Consider the following 17,554-nt stretch of genomic DNA (forward strand, 5'->3'; position numbering starts at 1 on the left):
TCGGTGGCAAGACGCGCATCTCCGCCCTCGCCGAGGGCCAGCCGATGCGCGTGCAGATCGCGCCCGGTCCCCATCCCGGCGACTCGCGGCAGGTGACCCGGGTGGTGCTTTATGGCGAGAACGGCATAGAGGGCATTGCGGCCCTCAACGATCGGGGTGCCTTTGTCTCGGTGGCACCGCCGGCCGAGGAGGCTCCCTCGTCCAAGCCGCAGCCCCAGGCGGAGGCCGGCGAGGAGGAGGACGAGGATTCGGGCTCGGGCCCGCGTCTGTACCAGAGCCTTTACGAGACGGCGGCGCGTCACGACCTGCCGCGGGCCACCGTCGAAGACATCGTCCGGGTGTTCAGCTACGACCTCGACTTCCAGCGCCGGATCGGCAGCGGCGACGGCCTCGACGTGTTCTACAGTTACGACGACGAGGCGAGCGCGGATCGCCCGGATCTGCTCTATGCCGCCCTCACCCTGGGCGGCGAGACCCGCAAGGTCTACCGCTTCCAATCCCCGGACGACGGCACCATCGATTATCTCGACGAGCAGGGCCGCTCCCTCAAGAAATTCCTCCTGCGCAAGCCCATCGCGGAAGGGATCATGCGCTCGGGCTTCGGCTACCGGCGCCACCCGATCCTCGGCTACGCTAAGCTGCATACGGGTGTCGACTGGGCGAATCCGATCGGCACTCCGATCGTGGCCGCGGGCAACGGGGTCGTGATCCGGGCCGAGATGACATCGGGCTACGGCAACCGGGTCGAGCTTCAGCACGTGAACGGCTACGTCACGACCTACAATCACATGTCGCGGTTCGGCCGCGGCATCCGAGAGGGTGTGAAGGTCCGGCAGGGACAGGTGGTCGGCTACCTCGGGTCCACCGGGCTCTCGACCGGCCCGCATCTTCACTACGAGGTGATCATCAACGGCCACTTCGTCGATCCGATGAAGATCCGCGTGCCGCGCGGCCGCGAGCTGGACGGGCGTCTGCTCGCCGAGTTCAGGCGTCAGCGCGAGCAGATCGACGCCACCATGCAGAAGTCCAAGAGCGCCACGGCAATCGCCCAGCGCGACGCGGCCGTGCGCTGAGGCGTCCGGATCAGGCGAAGCCGAGACGCGCGCGGATCTGTCCGGGGGTGATGCCGGCCTGCCGGAGGTCGGCGAGCGACTGCGAACCGCGCGACTTGGCGAGCTTCTCCCCCTCTGTGTCGAGAATCAGCGGGTGGTGCCGATAGTGGGGCACCGGCAGGCCGAGCAGGTGCTGCAGGAGCACGTGCAGGTCGGTCGCCGCCTTCAGGTCGCGGCCCCGCACCACGTGGGTGATGCGCTCCTCGGCATCGTCGTGGACGACGGCTAAGTGGTAGCTCGTCGGCACGTCGCGACGTGCGATCACAGCGTCACCCCAGCGCGCCGGATCCGCCGCGACCCATCGCTCACCGGTCTCTCCGAAGGTGACGAAGCCGAGCGGACCGCCGGCGCAGCGCAGGGCAGCCGCCATGTCGAGGCGCCAGGTATGCGGATCACCTCGGGCGATGCGCTCCGCTACGGTGGCGGGATCGAGCCCGCGGCAGGTGCCGGGATAATGCGGTACGCCGTCTGGGTCGTACGCGCTGTCGCCAATCGCCTCGATGCGGGCCCGGATCTGTCCGCGCGAGCAGAAACAGGGATAGGCGAGGTCCCGGCGGATCAGGCCGTCGAGGGCCCGCCTGTAGGTATCCATGTGCCGGGACTGGCGCCGCACCGGCTCTGGGTAGGTCAGCCCGAGCCAGGCGAGATCGGTGAAGACCGCCTCGATCAGGTCCGGCCTGGAGCGTTGCGGGTCGATATCCTCGATCCGCAAACGGCAGACGCCCCCCATCCTGTCGGCGAGGTCGGCGTTGAGGAGCGCCGAATAGGCATGGCCGAGATGGAGCCGCCCGTTCGGGCTCGGCGCGAACCGGAGGACCGGCGCTTCTTGGCTCACCCGTCGCTGCGGCGCAGGCAGCGCGGAACGCCGGGCTGGCAGGCGATGCCGGGCAAAGAGCAGGCCGGTCCGTCCGCGAGACGTTGGCAGACGCTGCAGCCGTCGCTCCATTCGAGGCAGCGCGGATCCTCAGCGACCGAGCCGACTGGCGCTTCGTGCCGGGCGGGTAGCAGCGCCCCGAGGAGCACGGTGGCGGTCACCAGAACGAGCGTACCCCAGGCGGCGAGCGCGCCGCTCGGCGCGGGCGATGCGGGCGACGGGGATGAGGCTGTCGACATGGGCGTCCTGTTGGCGCGGGGAGCGCGCACCTGTCAACGCGGGCGCCGTCACGCGGCGCGTGCGGCCCGGCGCTCCAACAGGGCTGGGAGGAGTTTCAGGTTGAGCGGCTTGGCCAGGAAGCCGTCGAACCCGGCCGCCCGGGCAGCGAGCTCGTCCTCGCGGCCGGCATTGGCGGTGAGCGCCACGAGATGGAGCCGGCCGGTGCCGCCCGATTCGGCGGCGCGGATCCGCCGGGCGGTCTCATGCCCGTCGAGGCGTGGCATGCGCACATCGATCAAGGCGAGGTCGAACGGACCGTCCGACGCCAACCGGTCCAGCGCCTCGATGCCATCCGCCGCGTAGACGACCTCAGCGCCGAGCCGCTCAAGGGCGCGGGTCGCGAGCAAGGCGTTGATCGGGTTGTCCTCCGCCAGCAGGACCCGCATTCCGGCGCCGGCCTGCGGCGGTTGCGCCACGGGAGGTGCGGCGGTTTCCGCCGGTTCACCCGGGGTGGACAGCCGCTCGAACAGCGACCGGGCCCGGACCGGCTTGATCAGGTAGCCGTCGAAGCCCGAAGCCCCCGGCGAGCCGAAGCCGCGACGGTCGAAGGGCGAGAGCAGGACGAGGCTGCAGCGCACGCCGCAGGCGCGTGCCGCGTCGGCAACTTGGCGCACCGCCGCATCGCCCAGGGCCCGGTCCGCCAGCACGGCATCGAAGGCCGCGCCCGACAGGGCGTCGAGGCCGGATTCCAGCGTGCTCACGATCACGGCCGCCGCCCCGGCCCGGGACAGGTTGCGGGCGAGATAGGGAGCCTGGAACGGCGAATCGGCCACGATCAGGCAGCGCTGCCCGACGAGGCGCGGGAGCGGTGCCGGCTCGGGCCGCCCGCCCTCGCTGGCTTCCTGCATCGGCAGCAGGACCCGAAAGGTCGAACCGCGACCGACCCGGGATTCCGCCTCGATCCGCCCGTCCATGCGGTGCACGAGGCGCCGGGTGATGGCGAGACCCAGGCCGGTGCCCTCGTGGCTTCGGCTGGCACTGCCATCGCCCTGCTCGAATTCTTCGAACAGGATGGGGAGCCGGTCCTCCGCGATTCCTGGTCCGGTATCGGAGACGGCGATGACCACCTCCCCTACCCCGTCACTCGCGCGTGCCAGCGCCAAGCTCACACCTACGCCGCCGCGCTCGGTAAACTTGATCGCGTTGCCGGCCAGGTTGATCAGGATCTGCCGCACCCGGTCGGCATCGCCCACGAGCCTGCCGGGGACATCCGCGGCCACATCGAGGGCGATCTCGATGCCTTTGTCCTGCGCCCGGGGCGCGAGCAGCTCGACGACGCCCTCGGCAACGGCCGTCAGGTCGAACGGCTCTGCGACGAGGTCGAGGCGCCCGGCTTCGATCCGCGAGAAATCGAGAACCCCATCGATCAGACCGAGCAGCGCCTGCCCGCTGGTCCGCACAGCCTCCACATATGTGCGCTGCTCCGGGTTCAGGTCGGTCCCGAGGACGAGGTCGGCCATTCCCAGGATGCCATTGAGCGGCGTACGCATCTCGTGGCTGACGGTCGCGAGAAACCGGGACTTCGCAACGCTCGCCGCCTCCGCCCGCTCCAGGGCCGCGTCCCGGCTTCGCACCGCCTCGACCCGCGCGGTCACGTCGCGGCCCGCGCGCAACCAGTGCATCGCGTCACCATGTGCGACCGGCATCTCCACGAAGGCGAACCAGCGCACACGGCCGTCCACCGAGCGTACCTGGGCCTCCATGCGGCGCACGCCGTCGGGCCCGACCTCGACCGGGCTGCGGTCCAGGATCTCCAGATCGACCTGAGAGCCCAGCAGCGCGATCGGCTCGCGGCCGAGGAGCCGCGCGTAATCTTCGTTGGCGTAGGTGATGCGTCCGCGGGCGTCGCGCTGCACGATCACCTCGGTGGTGGCCGCAACAAGGGCCCGGTAGCGGTCCTCGCTCTCGCTGACCCGCCAGAGGCGATCGTGGAGCCGCTCGGCCTCGCCCTCGTCCGATACTCCTCGCCGTGCCCGCCAGCGGTCGAGCGCCAGGGCTGCCGCAATCACCAGCGCCAAGACGAGCGCGAAATCCTCGACGACCATCTGTGCCTCCCCGGCTGGAGGCCGGTCCGGGACAGGATCGCAGGCGAACCTGAAGGGGGCGTTGGGAAAGGCGCTTAATCGGCGGTTGCGGCATTCGCCAAGGCGCACCGCAAAACGTCGCCACGGCGCGATCCGAAGCGCAGCTTGCGAGTTGCCTGCCAGGACAAAGATCCGCACGGAGACAGCACATGCCCGGCGAGCACTACGACGTCATCATCGTCGGATCCGGCCCCGGAGGCGGAACGATGGCGTGGCGCCTGGCCCAGACCGGGAAGCGCATCCTCCTGATCGAGCGCGGCGACTACCTCCTGCGGGAGCCGCGCAACTGGGACAGCCAAGCAGTCATCGTCGACGGCTACTATCAGGCGAAGGAGACTTGGTATGCCTCCGACGGCAGCAGCTTCCATCCCGGGCTTCACTATTACGTTGGCGGCAACTCGAAATTCTACGGTTCGGTGCTGTTCCGCCTACGCGAGAAGGACTTCTCCGAGATCCGTCATCAGGACGGCATCGCGCCGGCCTGGCCCGTCGGCTACGACGAGTTCGAGCCGTACTACCAAGCCGCGGAGGAGCTGTTCCACGTTCACGGCGTGCGCGGGGAGGACCCCACCGAGCCTTGGTCTAAGAAGCCCTACGCGCATCCGCCAGTGGCGCACGAGCCGCGGATTCAGGAGCTGTTCGACAATCTCAAGCACGCCGGCCACCACCCGTTCCACCTGCCCGTGGGCGTGCGGCTGGTGGAGAAGGATGGACGGGCGGTCCCGACCTCACCCTGTATCAAGTGCGAGTCCTTCGACGGTTTCCCCTGCCCCACCAACGGCAAGTCGGATGCGCAGACCATGGTGGTGGATCCTGCCCTGCGGGACTGCCCAAACCTGACGCTCCTGACCCGGACCTATATCGACCGCTTGGTCACCGATCGGTCGGGCCGGACGGTGACGAGCGTCGTCGGTCACCGGGACGGCGATCCCTTCGAGGCCTCCGCCGACATCGTGGTGGTGGCCTGCGGCGCCCTGTCCTCGGCCCTGCTGCTGCTGCGCTCGGCCAGTGCGCAGCATCCGGACGGGCTCGCCAACGGCTCGGGCCAGGTCGGGCGCAACTACATGCGCCACAACAACTCGACAGTGCTGGCAATCTCGAAGACGCCGAACCCGACCAAATTCCAGAAGACACTCGGGCTCAACGATTTCTACTTCGGAGACCCGGACCCGCATGACAATTGGACCTATCCCCTTGGACACATCCAGATGGTCGGCAAGTCCGACGGCGCCCAGATCCACGGCGAGGGCCTGCCGGGCTTCCTGCAATGGTTCCCCAACAAGCCCTTCGACTGGATCGCCAAGCACTCGGTAGATTTTTGGCTGACCTCGGAGGATATTCCGCTCGCGCAGAACCGGGTCTACTACCGGGACGGTAGGGTGCACCTCGATCTTACGGAGACAAACGTCGAGGCGCACGAGCGGCTGCGGCACAAGTTGCAGGAGATCTGCATCTTCACCGACATCCACCCACACCTGTTCGACCGGTCACTCTACCTCGGCAAGAACGTCCCGATCGGCGGCACGGCCCATCAGGCGGGCACCCTGCGATTCGGCGACGATGCAGCGACCTCAGTGCTGGACCGGCACTGCAAGGCGCACCAGCTCGACAACCTATACGTGACCGACGCGAGTTTCTTCCCGTCGATCGGCGCCGTAAACCCGACCCTGACGATCATCGCCAATGCCCTGCGCGTGGCCGACCATCTCGTCGGCAGGATGGGAGCCCGGGACGAAATCCCGCCACCTAGGCTCTTCGACCATACCGAGCCGCGCGAGCCGCTGCAGGCCTGAAATGCCTGCCTATGCCGGCGAAACGCGCGAAGCCTATGATAGGGCACGCATCCATCATACCGAGTCCGAGCGCACGTGGCCATTGACCATATCGATCTCAGCCGGATCGACCTGAACCTCTTGGTCGCGCTCGACGCGCTGCTCGACGAACGCAGCGTTACGCGGGCGGCCGCCCGGGTCGGGGTCGGCCAGTCGGCGATGAGTTCGAGTCTCGCCCGTCTGCGTCGGCTGTTCGACGACGAGCTGCTCACCCGGGCCCCGGACGGGATGCGGCCGACACCGCGGGCCCTCAAGATCGCCGAACCCCTGCGCGCCACCCTGCGGCAGGTGCAGGCCCTGGTGCACCGGGAGGAACAGTTCGACCCCGCCACCGTGGAGCGCACCTTCACGGTGAGCCTGCCCGACAGCGTCGAAGTCCTGCTCGGGCCGCGGTTGATCGCGGAGCTCCGCCGGGAGGCTCCGGGGATCCGGCTGCTGCTGCGCTCCGTCGAGCGGGCGCGCATCCTCGATGAACTCGACGCTGACCGGGTGGATCTCGCCATCGGGTTGTTCTCCGAGGGACAGCTGCACCACAAGCAGCGGCTCCTCTACCGCGACAGCTACGTGGTCCTGTTCAACGCCGACCTGATCGGACTTCAACCGCCGATCGGCCTCGACGATTACCTTCGCTTCCCGCACGTCCTGACCTCCCTGCGGGAAACGGCGCACGGGGTCGTTGACGACGCCCTAGCCTTGATCGGACGTGCACGGACCCTCGCGGTGACGACGCCGCGCTTCCTCGTCGTGCCGTTCATGGTCCGCGCCGCGCCGGTGATCGCGACCATGCATGCCCGGCTCGCGACATCCTTCGCGAGTGCGCTGTCGCTGAGTGTCAGCCCGGTGCCGGTGAAGCTCGACGACGTGGCGCTATCGATGCTCTGGCACGCCTCCTACGACCGTGATCCGGCTCATCGCTGGCTGCGGGACCTTCTGGTGCGACTGGCCAATGAGGCGCCGACGTTCGGGATCATCTGACGATAGCACTCACAGGCAGGGATCGTCCGCCACCTCAAGGCGACCGCTCTCGATCGCGGCGCGAAACAGTTTGAAATCCGCCTCGTTCCGCTCCGCATAGGCTGCCGCCCATTCGGCGATCGCGGCGCTCAGGTCTTGGTGCTTGCCACTGCCGCAATATCCGGCGATTGCCGCCGCATCCCCGGTCCGGGCATGGGCACGGGCGAGGAGCGCCCCGTAGGCGTACGAGAAGGTCAGCAACGAGGCCCCCGACATCCGCGCCAGCGGGATCGCACCCTTCAGGTTCTTCATCTGGCGCACGTAGAACGGGCGGCCCGCGATGCTGGTCCAACCGAGCAGCGGGTCGCCCACTGCCTGGAGCAGGCGCTGGCCATAGATCACGCGCTCGCCCTCGTGTCCGGCATAGGGGGCCGGCATGCCCGGGAGATAGGGCGCGTGAGCCGGGCGGACCGCCTCCTTGACCTGCAGGAAGAGCGCGTCCGCGTCGGAGTTGCCGAACAGGAGCGCCACGTAGGCGCGCGTGCCGACGCTGCCGATGCCGACCACCCGATGTGCGACGTCGACCACGTGATAGCGGTCGAGCATGAAGCGCCGCTCGCGCGGCAGGGTCTCGGCGTAGCGCTCAAGCCCCGTGACGATTCCCTCCCGCGTCGCTTCGTCAACCGGAGTGAGGATCGGCGGGTCCGTCCGGAGCTGCCATCCGCCGTCGGTGCGCCGCTCCGCCACTTGCCCAAGGAGACTCCGGTTGTTCCGCCGCCGCGCCTTGTCCACTGCGCGCCGCACCACGGCCCGGGCCTCCGCGTCCATCCGGATACCCGCGAGATGGGGCGCATCGGCCCGGGTGGTCTGGTACCAGACGTCCAGTGAGCCCCGCGGCGCCAAGCGCCGCATCGTGTGCTGATAACCGTACACCGCCTCCATCACGGCGTCGCGCCGCGCGCTTGACGGCGCGCCTGCGTCGCCGGTGGCGACCGCGATTCCTGCGGCAAGCCGCTTCAGATCCCATTCCCAGGGACCGACCGTCACCTCGTCGAAGTCGTTCAGGTCGAGAACGATGTCGCGCTGGGGCGTGCCGAAGAGGCCGAAATTGTCGGTGTGCGCGTCGCCATTCATGACCACGTCGATCCCGGTGCGCGGCCCGCGCGACAGGTCCCAGGCCATCACGTGCGCCGCCCCGCGCAGGAACGCGAAGGGCGAGGAGGCCATCCGGGCGACCCGCAGCGGGATCAGATGCGCCTGCCGCCCCCGATGCGCGGCTTCGATGAGCGCGACGGGATCGGGGCGGTCCGGCCCGATCCCGAGTGCGGCGTGGGCCGCGTGCGGAATCTCCGCGCGCAGCCTCTTCCCGGCTTGGCGGCGCTTCTCCCAGGGCTCCACGCCCGCGCGCAGGTCGATCCGCGGGAAGTCCGCGATCGGTGTCAGCACCGGATCCCCGCCCGGCACGCCGGTCTGCGAGCCACTGTTGGCCGATACAGTCTTGTCGTTGGCCGCCCGTTCCATGACTTCCCGATCCGTTGGACGCTGGACAACCTTGACCGTTACGCGTCGTTCCGAGACCCGGATAGTCACGTGCGCGATAGCATCCACCCGCCTCTGTGACTGTTCGCGCCCGTACGGGCCTTGACCACTCAAAGGCCCAGCCCTCTAACCCTTCGAGTATTCAACGGGCGTCCTTCCGATCCGGACGGCGTGGCGGGTCCACGCAACCATTGTATCGGCGCGGAACCGGACGCCGCAGGCACGCCGTTGCATCAGCGAGACTTCGCATGCCCAAGGGTTCAGATCTCCTCGTCGCGGCGCTCGAGAATGAGGGCGTCGACCGCATATTCGGCATTCCCGGCGAGGAGAACCTCGACGTCGTCGAATCCCTGCGCAACTCCAAGATTGAGCTGGTCCTGACCCGTCACGAGCAGGCGGCGAGCTTCATGGCGGCGACCCACGGTCGCCTCACCGGCCGACCCGGCGTCTGCCTCTCGACGCTCGGCCCGGGCGCGCTGAACTTCTCAACCGGTGCTGCCTACGCGCATCTCGGCGCGATGCCGATGATCATCATCACCGGCCAGAAAGGCATCCTGTCCTCTCGTCAGGCGAAGTTCCAGATCGTCGACGTGATCAGCTCGATGAAGCCGATCACCAAGATGGCCCGGCAGATCGTCTCGGCCTCCTCGATCCCCACCATCGTGCGCGACGCCTTCCGGGTCGCCACCGAGGAGCGGCCCGGTCCGGTGCTGCTGGAATTGCCCGAGGACATCGCCTCCGAGGAGGCCGAGGCCGATCTGGTGCCCTCGCACCCGATCGACATTCCGGTCGCCCACCCGGCTGCCATCGAGCGGGCCGCCGCCATGATCCTGAAAGCCAAGCGCCCGCTGATCATGCTGGGCGCCGCCGCGAGCCGGCCCCGCGCCACCGGCGAGCTCGGCGGCTTCGTGCAACGGACCCAGATCCCGTTCTTCACCACCCAGATGGGCAAGGGCACCGTCGCGGGCGGCACCAACCTCTATATGGGCACCGCTGCGCTCTCAGAGCGCGACTACGTGCATGAGGCCATCGATCGGGCCGACCTGATCATCGCCATCGGCCACGACACGGTGGAGAAGCCGCCCTTCTTCATGGGCCAGGCGGACCAGAAGGTCCTCCACATCGGCTACATGCCGGCCAACGTCGAGCAGGTCTACTATCCCGACGCCGAGGTGGTGGGTGACCTTGGGCCGACGCTCAAGCTGCTCGCCGACAAGCTGGACGGGAAGCTCCCCAACGCCGGCGCGCTCCTCCACCTGCGCGAGCACATCCTCAACCATATCGGCGACCGGGCCGGCGAGGACCGGTTTCCGGTGACGCCGCAGCGGCTGGTGCGCGACGTGCGCCGGGTGATCCCCGAGGACGGAATCGTTTGCCTCGACAATGGGATGTACAAGATCTGGTTCGCCAGGAACTACCGCACCTACGTTGCCAACACGCTGCTCCTCGATAACGCCCTGGCTACCATGGGCGCAGGCCTGCCTTCGGCCATGATGGCGGCGATGCTCTACCCCAACCGGCGCGTCATGGCGGTGTGCGGCGACGGCGGCTTCATGATGAACAGCCAGGAGCTCGAGACCGCGGTGCGGCTGAAGCTCAACCTCGTCGTGCTCGTCCTCGACGACTCCGCTTACGGCATGATTCGCTGGAAGCAGGCCGTGGACAAGTTCGAGGATTACGGGATGACCTTCGGCAACCCGGACTTTGTCCTCTACGCCAAGTCCTACGGCGCGACGGGCCACCGGGTGGAGGCCGTCAACGACCTTGTACCGACTCTGGACCGCGCCTTCGCGGCGGGTGGCGTCCATCTCGTGGCGGTGCCTGTCGACTACTCGGAGAACACGCGCGTCCTCGTCGATGAGCTGCGCGCGAAGGTGAAGGATTTCGAGCCGGCCGAGTGAGTCCGGCACGGGACAGTCGGCACGCAGGATTCGGCACGCAAGATAGGGCAGCGCGATGAACCCGTTTACCTTCCAGACGACGCCGAACGTGCTGTTCGAGGCCGGCGCTTCGAAGAAGCTGCCGGAGATCGTCGGCAGCTTCGGGGCGAAGCGCGTCCTGCTGGTCACCGACAAGGGCGTACGCGGCGCCGGGCTGACGAAAGCAGCCGAGACGGCGCTGGCGGGTGCCGGCATCACGATCGACGTCTACGAGGACGTAGTCGCCGACCCGCCCTCCACGGTGATCGAGGCGGCGGCCCGGCGCGCCCGCGAACTCGGGACCGACCTTGTTCTGTCGATCGGCGGTGGCTCGGCGCTCGATACCGCCAAGCTCGTCGCCTATTTGGCGAAGTCGGACGAGCCGCTCGACTCGATCTACGGCGTCGGCCTCGCCAAGGGCGACCGCCTGCCTCTGATCCTCGTGCCCACAACGGCCGGCACCGGCTCGGAAGTCACCCCGATCTCGATCGTCACGACGCCGACCACCGAGAAGAAGGGCGTCGTCGCCCCGAAGCTGCTGCCCGACTGGGCGGTGCTCGACCCCGAGCTGACGCTCGGCCTGCCGGCCCCTGTCACGGCGGCCACCGGCATCGACGCCATGGTCCACGCCATCGAGGCCTTCACCAGCAAGCATAAGAAGAACCCGATCTCCGACCAGCTCGCCAAGCAGGCGCTCGCCCTGCTCTCGGCCAACATCCGCACGGCCTGCACGGACGGCACGAATCTCGAGGCGCGTTCGGGGATGCTGCTCGGCTCGATGCTCGCCGGCATGGCCTTCGCCAACGCGCCGGTGGCGGCGGTGCACGCCCTCGCCTACCCGGTGGGCGCCATTTTCCACGTCCCGCACGGTCTCTCGAACGCGCTCGTGCTGATGGGGGTGATGCGCTTCAACCTCTCCCACGCGGAGGGGCTCTACGCCGAGCTGGCCCCGATCCTCGATCCCGCAGCCGCGAACTTGCCGTCGGCCGAGGCGGCCGCCCGGTTCGTGGAGAGCCTCGAGGCGATCTGCCGCGACTGCAAGGTGCCGGCCTCGCTGGCCGAGGTCGGCGTCGTCCGGCAAGACCTGGAGCGCATGGCCACCGACGCGATGAAGCAGACGCGCCTCCTCGTGAACAACCCCCGCGAGGTCACCTACGACGACGCCTTCGCAATCTACGCCGAGGCCCTCGGCGGGGCGCGGCCGGCCGCGTGAGGCTGGGGTGGTTCGCGACGCCCCACCCTCGGTCTCATCCTGAGGTGCCCGCGTCAGCGGGCCTCGAAGGAGGGCTCCTGAAGGTGCCGCGATTCCTGGAGCCCTCCTTCGAGGCCTCCGCTTCACTCCGGCACCACAGGATGAGGGAATTGGGTTTGGAGGACTGCGGGTTCTGAAAAGCTTGCGACCCACAATGTACTTTTCAGCGGGTTCCGCGGGCAGCGCGGGGCTCGGATAAGGCGGGGAGGAACGCCAGCATGGACCAGTTCGACGCGTTCCGGGCGATGAGCGAGTTCTGGGCGCGGGCCGGCACAGGCTTCCTGTCGGCCGGCGCCGGGCAGGCGGTACCCGGCTTTGCGTGGCCGAATTTTCCCGCCGCCGATCTCGCCGGGCTCGCCGCGGCCCAGCAGACCCTCGCCGAAGCCTGGACCTCCGCGACGGCCCTCTCTCAGACGCTGGCGGCGTCGCTGAAGGGCGGCCCCGGTGCGCCGGACCCGACCGCCGGCGCGGTACTGGCCCGCATCTTCGACCCGCAGGCGTGGCTCGGCGGCTCGGCCGAGTTCGATTCCGCGCTGACCCGTATGGCGGAAGGCCCGCAGCTTGCCGACCTCTGGCAGACGGAGCGGCGCTACGCGGCCCTGTTCACCGCCTGGGCGACGCTGCGGCGGGCGCAGAGCGAGCATCAGGCCGTGATGCTCGACGCCTGGACACGGGCTGCGGGCATCTTCGCCCAGGAGGCCAACGCGCGGGCCGCGCGCGGCGAGAGCTTCGCCTCCGCGCGCGAGATGATGACCCGCTGGATCGAGACCGCCAACACGGTCCTGCTGGACGTCCAGCGCTCCGACCGGTTCCTGGCCTCGCAGCGCGCCGTCCTGCGCGCCTCCACGGATCTCAGGCTTGCCCAGCAGGATGTCTCGACGTTCCTGTCCGATTTCTATGGGCAGCCGACCCGGGCCGAACTCGACGACGTCCACAAGAGCCTGACCGAGCTGCGCCGGGAAGTCCGGGCCCTACGCCGCGCCCATCGGGCCGCCGGAGCGCCGAAGGTCGATCGGGGGGCCGTCCGCGTCGGGGAGGATGCCCATGGCTGAGAGTCAGACGCCGAAGAGCCCGGCGGCCCCGCTCGCCCTGACGCCCGCCGAGATGCTCGCCGAGGTCGGCACGCTCGGCCGCCGGATCAGCGAAGGCACGAAGCTGTTCGCGGATGTGCGCGACGCGGACGTGCAGATCGCCACCACGCCCAAGGATCTCGTCTGGAGCCAGGACAAGGTCCGCCTCTACCGCTATCGGCCGCTCGCCGAGAGCAAGGGTCTGCCGCCGGTGCTGATCGTCTACGGGCTGATCGGCCGCTACACGATGGCCGACCTTCAGGAGGACCGGTCGCTCGTCCGCAATCTCTTGAACCTCGGCCTCGACCTCTACGTGGTCGATTGGGGCAATCCCGGCCGGGCCGATCGTTACGTCACCATCGACGATTACGTCGACGGCTATCTCGCCGAGTGCGTCGCCTTCATCCAGGAGGCGGCCGAACGGGAGAAGATCAACCTGCTCGGCATCTGCGAGGGGGGCGTCTTCACCACCTGCTACGCGGCACTCCATCCCGAGACCGTCAACGCGATGGTGCTGACCATCACGCCGATCGACTTCCACGCCGACACCCGGGACGGTCGTGCCGGCCATGGCTTCATCAACGTCTGGACGCGGTCGCTCACGCCCGAGGACGTCGATCGGCTGATCGAGGCGCAGGGCTCGCTGCCCGGCGCCTTCATGGGCTCGGTCTTCTCAATGATGACGCCGATGCGCACCATGACGAAGTACAACCTCGACCTGCTCGACGCCCTGGACGACAAGAAGAAGTTCCTGAACTTCCTGCGGATGGAGAAGTGGATCGCCGACCGTCCGGACCATCCGGGCGAGGCGGCCAAGCAGTGGCTCAAGGACCTCTACCAGGACAACAAGCTGGTCCAGAGCACGTTCGAGCTCGGCGGCCGGACAGTGGACCTGAAGAACATCACCTGCCCGGTGCTCAACGTCTTCGCCCAGGACGACCACATCATCCCGCCCGCCACGTCGCAGGCGCTCCGGGACCGGATCGGCACCGAGGACTACACCGAACTAGGGCTGCCCGGCGGCCATGTCGGCGTCTTCGTCGGCGGCAAGGCGCAGAAGCTGCTGGGCTCCGGTATCGCCGAGTGGCTCGGCAAGCGGGGCTAGCGGGCAGGATCGGGGGATCGCCGCATGGGCAGCCTGAAGAACAAGATCGTCAGCGCCGACGAGGCCGCCGCCATCCTGCAGGACGGCGACATGGTGGCGGTCTCGGGCTTCGTCGGGATCGGCACGCCCGACGAGCTGATCCTGGCACTCGCCCGGCGCTTCGAATCCGGCGCCGGCCCGCACGGGCTCGGCCTGATGTTCGCCGCGGCCCCGGGCGACGGCAAGGAGCGCGGCCTCAACCGGCTGGCGATCCCAGGCCTCGTGAAGCGTGTCGTCGGCGGCCACTGGGCCCTCGTGCCGAAGCTCGCCGCGCTGGCGATCGAGGGACAGATCGAGGCCTACAACCTGCCGCTCGGCGTCGTCTCGCACCTTTATCGGGAGATCGCCGCCCACACGCCGGGCCACATCACCAAGGTCGGCCTGCGCACCTTCGTGGATCCGCGGCTCGAAGGCGGCAAGCTGAACGCCGTAACGCGGGAGGACCTCGTCAGCGTGGTCGAGCTCGGCGGCGAGTCCTGGCTCCACTACAAGGCTTTTCCGGTCAACGTCGCGCTGATCCGTGGCACCACGGCCGATCCCGCCGGCAACATCACCATGGAGCGAGAGGCGCTGACGCTGGACAACCTCGCCGCCGCCATGGCGGCGAAGAACTCGGGCGGCTTCGTCATCGCCCAGGTGGAGCGGTTGGCGGAGGCCGGCTCCCTTAACCCGCGCGAGGTTCAGGTGCCGGGGATCTTGGTCGACTGCGTGGTGCTCAGCCAGCCGGAGAACCACCGCCAGACCTACGGCACGCCCTATAACCACGCCTTCACAGGCCGCCAGCGCGTGCCGCTCGACCGGATCGCCCCGATGGCGCTCGACGCCCGCAAGGTCGTCGCCCGGCGCTGCGCCTTCGAACTGCCCCCGGGGGGCGTGGTCAATCTCGGCATTGGCATGCCGGAGGGGGTCGCAGCGGTCGCCGCCGAGGAGCGGGTTCTGAAGTACCTGACGCTCACCGCCGAGCCCGGCGTGATCGGCGGCCTGCCGCAGGGCGGGCTCGATTTCGGGGCGGCCCTGAATCCGGCCGCCGTGCTGCACCAGAACCAGCAGTTCGACTTTTACGACGGCGGCGGCCTCGATCTCGCGTGCCTGGGTCTCGCCCAGTGCGACGCCGAGGGCAACGTCAACGTCAGCCGCTTCGGTAAACGACTCGCGGGCGCGGGCGGCTTCATCAACATCTCGCAGAACGCCAAATGCCTCGTCTTCGCCGGCACCTTCACGGCCGACGGGCTGGAGGTGGGCGTCGAGGACGACGGGATCCGGATCCTGCGCGAGGGCCGCTCGCGGAAATTCATCGCCGCCGTGGAGCAGGTGACCTTCTCGGGCTCCTACGCGGCCGATCGCGGCCAGCCGGTGCTGTACGTGACCGAGCGCTGCGTTTTCCGCCGGACCCGGGCCGGCATGGAACTCGTCGAGGTCGCTGCTGGGGTCGATATCGAGAGGGACATCCTGGGCCAGATGGGCTTCACTCCCATCGTGCGGGATCCGAAGCCGATGGATCCGCGCCTGTTCCGCGAGGCCGTGATGGGGCTGGAGCCGTGGCTGCTGGGCCTCTCCATGACAGAGCGGATCAGCTACGATCCGGAGCGCAACATCCTGTTCTCGAACCTCGAAGGTTTCCAGGTCCGGACCATCGACGACGTCGAACTGGTGCGCCGGGAATTCGAGCGCGCCTGCCAGGAGATCGGCCGTAAGGTCCACCTGATCGCCAACTACGACGGGTTCGAGATCGACCCAACGGTGAGCGATGCCTATTTCTCGGCGATCGCTTATCTGGAAAAGCGATACTATGAGACCGCGTCGCGTTACACGACGAGCGCGTTCTTGCGGTTGAAACTCGGCGCCTCCTTGGCGAGCCGCGATCTGGCTCCCCACGTCTTCGAGACAAAAGCCGAGGCACAGGCGAGGAATACGGCCCAGGGCGCGCCCCTCAAGCCGCGGACTGCCATGTCAGAGCCCGACATGCCGCAGCCGCCGAAGGAACCGTTGAATGCCTGAGACCGACACTCTCGTCCTGAAGGATCGCGCATTGCTGGTCGACTCCTGCCTCGTCGGCGGTGAATGGACCAAAGCCTGCGCTGGCAGCATCGAGGTCACGAACCCCGCCACGGGCGCGGTCATCGCCCGCGTGCCGAATGCCGGCACCGAGGAGACGCGCCGGGCGATCCAGGCGGCGCACGCGGCCTATCCGGCCTGGCGCGCCAAGACGGCCAACGAGCGCGCCGTGCTGCTGCGCAAGCTCGCCGCCCTGGTTACCGAGAACCAGGAGGATCTCGCGCAGATCCTCACCGCCGAGCAGGGCAAGTCGCTCACCGAAGCCCGCGGCGAGGTCGCCATGTCGGCGTCCTATGTGCTGTGGTTCGCCGAGGAGGCCCGGCGCGTCTACGGCGACGTCATCCCCTCCCCCTGGGGCGACCGGAAGATCCTGGTGACCAAGGAGCCGGTCGGCGTTGTGGCGGCGATCACGCCGTGGAATTTTCCCTCCTCGATGATCGCCCGCAAGATCGCGCCGGCGCTTGCGGCGGGCTGTCCGATCGTGATCAAGCCCGCCTCGCAGACCCCGCTCTCCGGCCTCGCCTGGGGCGTGCTCTGCGAGCTGGCCGGCATCCCGGCCGGCGTGGTCAGCATCCTCACCGGATCGGCTCGGGCCATCGGGGCTGAGATGACCGGCAACCCGCTGGTCAAGAAGATCACGTTCACCGGCTCCACCGAGATCGGCAAGGTGTTGCTGGAGCAGGCCGCCCACACGGTGAAGAAGGTCTCGATGGAGCTCGGCGGCAACGCGCCCTTCATCGTCTTCGACGACGCCGACCTCGACAAGGCGGTGACCGGAGCGATGCTCGCCAAGTACCGCAATTCCGGCCAGACCTGCATCTGCACCAACCGCTTCCTGGTACAGGACGGGATCTACGACGCCTTCGCGGAGAAGATGGCCGAGGCGGCCAACCGGCTGAAGGTCGGCAACGGTCTCGAGGAGGGCGTCGCCCAGGGGCCGTTGATCGACATGGCCGCGGTGGAGAAGACCGAGGCCCATATCCGCGACGCGGTCGAGAAGGGCGGCCGGGTGATTGCAGGCGGTCACCGGCACGCGCTCGGCGGCCAGTTCTTCGAGCCCACCGTGATCACCGGCGCGACCCCTGGCATGGCGGTGGCCCGCGAGGAGACCTTCGGGCCGCTGGCGCCGCTGTTCCGCTTCCGCGACGAGGCGGAAGCGATCCGGCTCGCCAATGACACCGAGTACGGACTCGCCTGCTACTTCTACACCCGCGACCTCGGCCGCACCTTCCGGGTGGCGGAGGCGCTGGAATACGGGATGGTCGGGATCAACGAGGGCATCATCACCACCGAGGTGGCGCCCTTCGGTGGCGTGAAGGAATCCGGGCTCGGCCGCGAGGGCTCCTACCAGGGCATCGAGGATTACCTGAACACCAAGTACCTCTGCCTCGGTGGTCTCGGAGCGTAAGCGTGCCAAGCTCCGCACCGACCGGTCGATAA

Annotated in this window: 13 protein-coding genes (1 of these 13 cut by a window edge); 9 read left to right on the plus strand and 4 right to left on the minus strand. The window is 68.5% G+C overall.

All coding sequences use genetic code 11. The annotated features are described in order from the left end of the window. Positions 1-1,073: the 3' portion of a peptidoglycan DD-metalloendopeptidase family protein gene (locus ACYCO6_RS21895; RefSeq protein WP_459763236.1), read on the plus strand. It extends 952 nt beyond the left edge of the window; only the last 1,073 of its 2,025 coding nucleotides appear in the window; its start codon lies beyond the left edge, outside the window; it ends in the stop codon at positions 1,071-1,073. Positions 1,074-1,083: 10 nt separating this feature from the next. Here ACYCO6_RS21895 and gluQRS read toward each other — a convergent pair whose 3' ends face one another. Genes gluQRS through ACYCO6_RS21910 form a run of 3 tightly spaced genes read right to left on the minus strand, consistent with a single transcriptional unit; the run spans position 1,084 to position 4,310 of the window. Continuing rightward, a complete protein-coding gene (gene gluQRS, locus ACYCO6_RS21900; RefSeq protein WP_459763238.1) occupies positions 1,084-1,947 on the minus strand; it encodes a tRNA glutamyl-Q(34) synthetase GluQRS in 864 nt (287 codons plus the stop codon). Continuing rightward, positions 1,944-2,225, minus strand: a complete 282-nt coding sequence (locus ACYCO6_RS21905; protein WP_459763240.1) for a hypothetical protein — start codon at positions 2,223-2,225, stop codon at positions 1,944-1,946. Before ACYCO6_RS21905 ends, gluQRS begins: the two co-directional genes overlap by 4 nt. Before the next feature lie 48 nt (positions 2,226-2,273). Next, a complete protein-coding gene (locus ACYCO6_RS21910; RefSeq protein WP_459763242.1) occupies positions 2,274-4,310 on the minus strand; it encodes an ATP-binding protein in 2,037 nt (678 codons plus the stop codon). A gap of 188 nt (positions 4,311-4,498) precedes the next feature. On the opposite strand from ACYCO6_RS21910, the gene ACYCO6_RS21915 reads away from it, so the two are divergent. Together ACYCO6_RS21915 and ACYCO6_RS21920 are read left to right on the plus strand one after the other, a co-directional pair. Beyond that, positions 4,499-6,142, plus strand: a complete 1,644-nt coding sequence (locus ACYCO6_RS21915; protein ID WP_459763244.1) for a GMC oxidoreductase — start codon at positions 4,499-4,501, stop codon at positions 6,140-6,142. Between the two features lie 75 nt (positions 6,143-6,217). After that, positions 6,218-7,156, plus strand: coding sequence for a LysR family transcriptional regulator (locus ACYCO6_RS21920; RefSeq protein WP_459763246.1), 939 nt, complete (start codon positions 6,218-6,220; stop codon positions 7,154-7,156). A 9-nt stretch (positions 7,157-7,165) separates the two neighbouring features. On the opposite strand, the gene ACYCO6_RS21925 is transcribed toward ACYCO6_RS21920, so the two are convergent. Beyond that, positions 7,166-8,656: a DUF2252 domain-containing protein gene (locus ACYCO6_RS21925; protein WP_459763248.1), complete on the minus strand. Its 1,491-nt coding sequence runs from the start codon at positions 8,654-8,656 to the stop codon at positions 7,166-7,168. A 266-nt stretch (positions 8,657-8,922) separates the two neighbouring features. On the opposite strand from ACYCO6_RS21925, the gene ACYCO6_RS21930 reads away from it, so the two are divergent. From ACYCO6_RS21930 to ACYCO6_RS21955, 6 genes are all read left to right on the plus strand, one after another. Further along, on the plus strand, positions 8,923-10,575 hold the full coding sequence (locus tag ACYCO6_RS21930; RefSeq protein WP_459763250.1) for an acetolactate synthase large subunit: 1,653 nt from the start codon (positions 8,923-8,925) through the stop codon (positions 10,573-10,575). Positions 10,576-10,630: 55 nt separating this feature from the next. Further along, positions 10,631-11,806, plus strand: a complete 1,176-nt coding sequence (locus tag ACYCO6_RS21935; RefSeq protein ID WP_459763252.1) for an iron-containing alcohol dehydrogenase — start codon at positions 10,631-10,633, stop codon at positions 11,804-11,806. A gap of 257 nt (positions 11,807-12,063) precedes the next feature. After that, positions 12,064-12,897 (plus strand): poly(R)-hydroxyalkanoic acid synthase subunit PhaE, encoded by an 834-nt coding sequence (locus ACYCO6_RS21940; protein WP_459763254.1) that lies wholly within the window; start codon positions 12,064-12,066, stop codon positions 12,895-12,897. 52 nt (positions 12,898-12,949) lie between these two features. Then, the gene (gene phaC / locus ACYCO6_RS21945; protein ID WP_459773656.1) at positions 12,950-14,020 is read left to right on the plus strand and encodes a class III poly(R)-hydroxyalkanoic acid synthase subunit PhaC; all 1,071 of its coding nucleotides are present in this window, start codon (positions 12,950-12,952) and stop codon (positions 14,018-14,020) included. 24 nt (positions 14,021-14,044) lie between these two features. After that, complete coding sequence (locus ACYCO6_RS21950; RefSeq protein WP_459763256.1) at positions 14,045-16,057, plus strand: acyl CoA:acetate/3-ketoacid CoA transferase; 2,013 nt, start codon at positions 14,045-14,047, stop codon at positions 16,055-16,057. After that, positions 16,050-17,522, plus strand: coding sequence for an NAD-dependent succinate-semialdehyde dehydrogenase (locus tag ACYCO6_RS21955; RefSeq protein ID WP_459763258.1), 1,473 nt, complete (start codon positions 16,050-16,052; stop codon positions 17,520-17,522). Before ACYCO6_RS21950 ends, ACYCO6_RS21955 begins: the two co-directional genes overlap by 8 nt. Positions 17,523-17,554 lie beyond the last annotated feature (32 nt).

The organism is Methylobacterium sp. CM6257 (assembly GCF_054611515.1).

Coding starts and splice junctions, on each gene's coding strand:
- phaC (WP_459773656.1), top strand. CDS start 12,950: ATGCTCGCCGAGGTCGGCACGCTCGGCCGCCGGATCAGCGAAGGCACG.
- ACYCO6_RS21925 (WP_459763248.1), bottom strand. CDS start 8,656: ATGGAACGGGCGGCCAACGACAAGACTGTATCGGCCAACAGTGGCTCG.
- ACYCO6_RS21910 (WP_459763242.1), bottom strand. CDS start 4,310: ATGGTCGTCGAGGATTTCGCGCTCGTCTTGGCGCTGGTGATTGCGGCA.
- ACYCO6_RS21955 (WP_459763258.1), top strand. CDS start 16,050: ATGCCTGAGACCGACACTCTCGTCCTGAAGGATCGCGCATTGCTGGTC.
- ACYCO6_RS21940 (WP_459763254.1), top strand. CDS start 12,064: ATGGACCAGTTCGACGCGTTCCGGGCGATGAGCGAGTTCTGGGCGCGG.
- ACYCO6_RS21915 (WP_459763244.1), top strand. CDS start 4,499: ATGCCCGGCGAGCACTACGACGTCATCATCGTCGGATCCGGCCCCGGA.
- ACYCO6_RS21935 (WP_459763252.1), top strand. CDS start 10,631: ATGAACCCGTTTACCTTCCAGACGACGCCGAACGTGCTGTTCGAGGCC.
- ACYCO6_RS21930 (WP_459763250.1), top strand. CDS start 8,923: ATGCCCAAGGGTTCAGATCTCCTCGTCGCGGCGCTCGAGAATGAGGGC.
- ACYCO6_RS21905 (WP_459763240.1), bottom strand. CDS start 2,225: ATGTCGACAGCCTCATCCCCGTCGCCCGCATCGCCCGCGCCGAGCGGC.
- ACYCO6_RS21950 (WP_459763256.1), top strand. CDS start 14,045: ATGGGCAGCCTGAAGAACAAGATCGTCAGCGCCGACGAGGCCGCCGCC.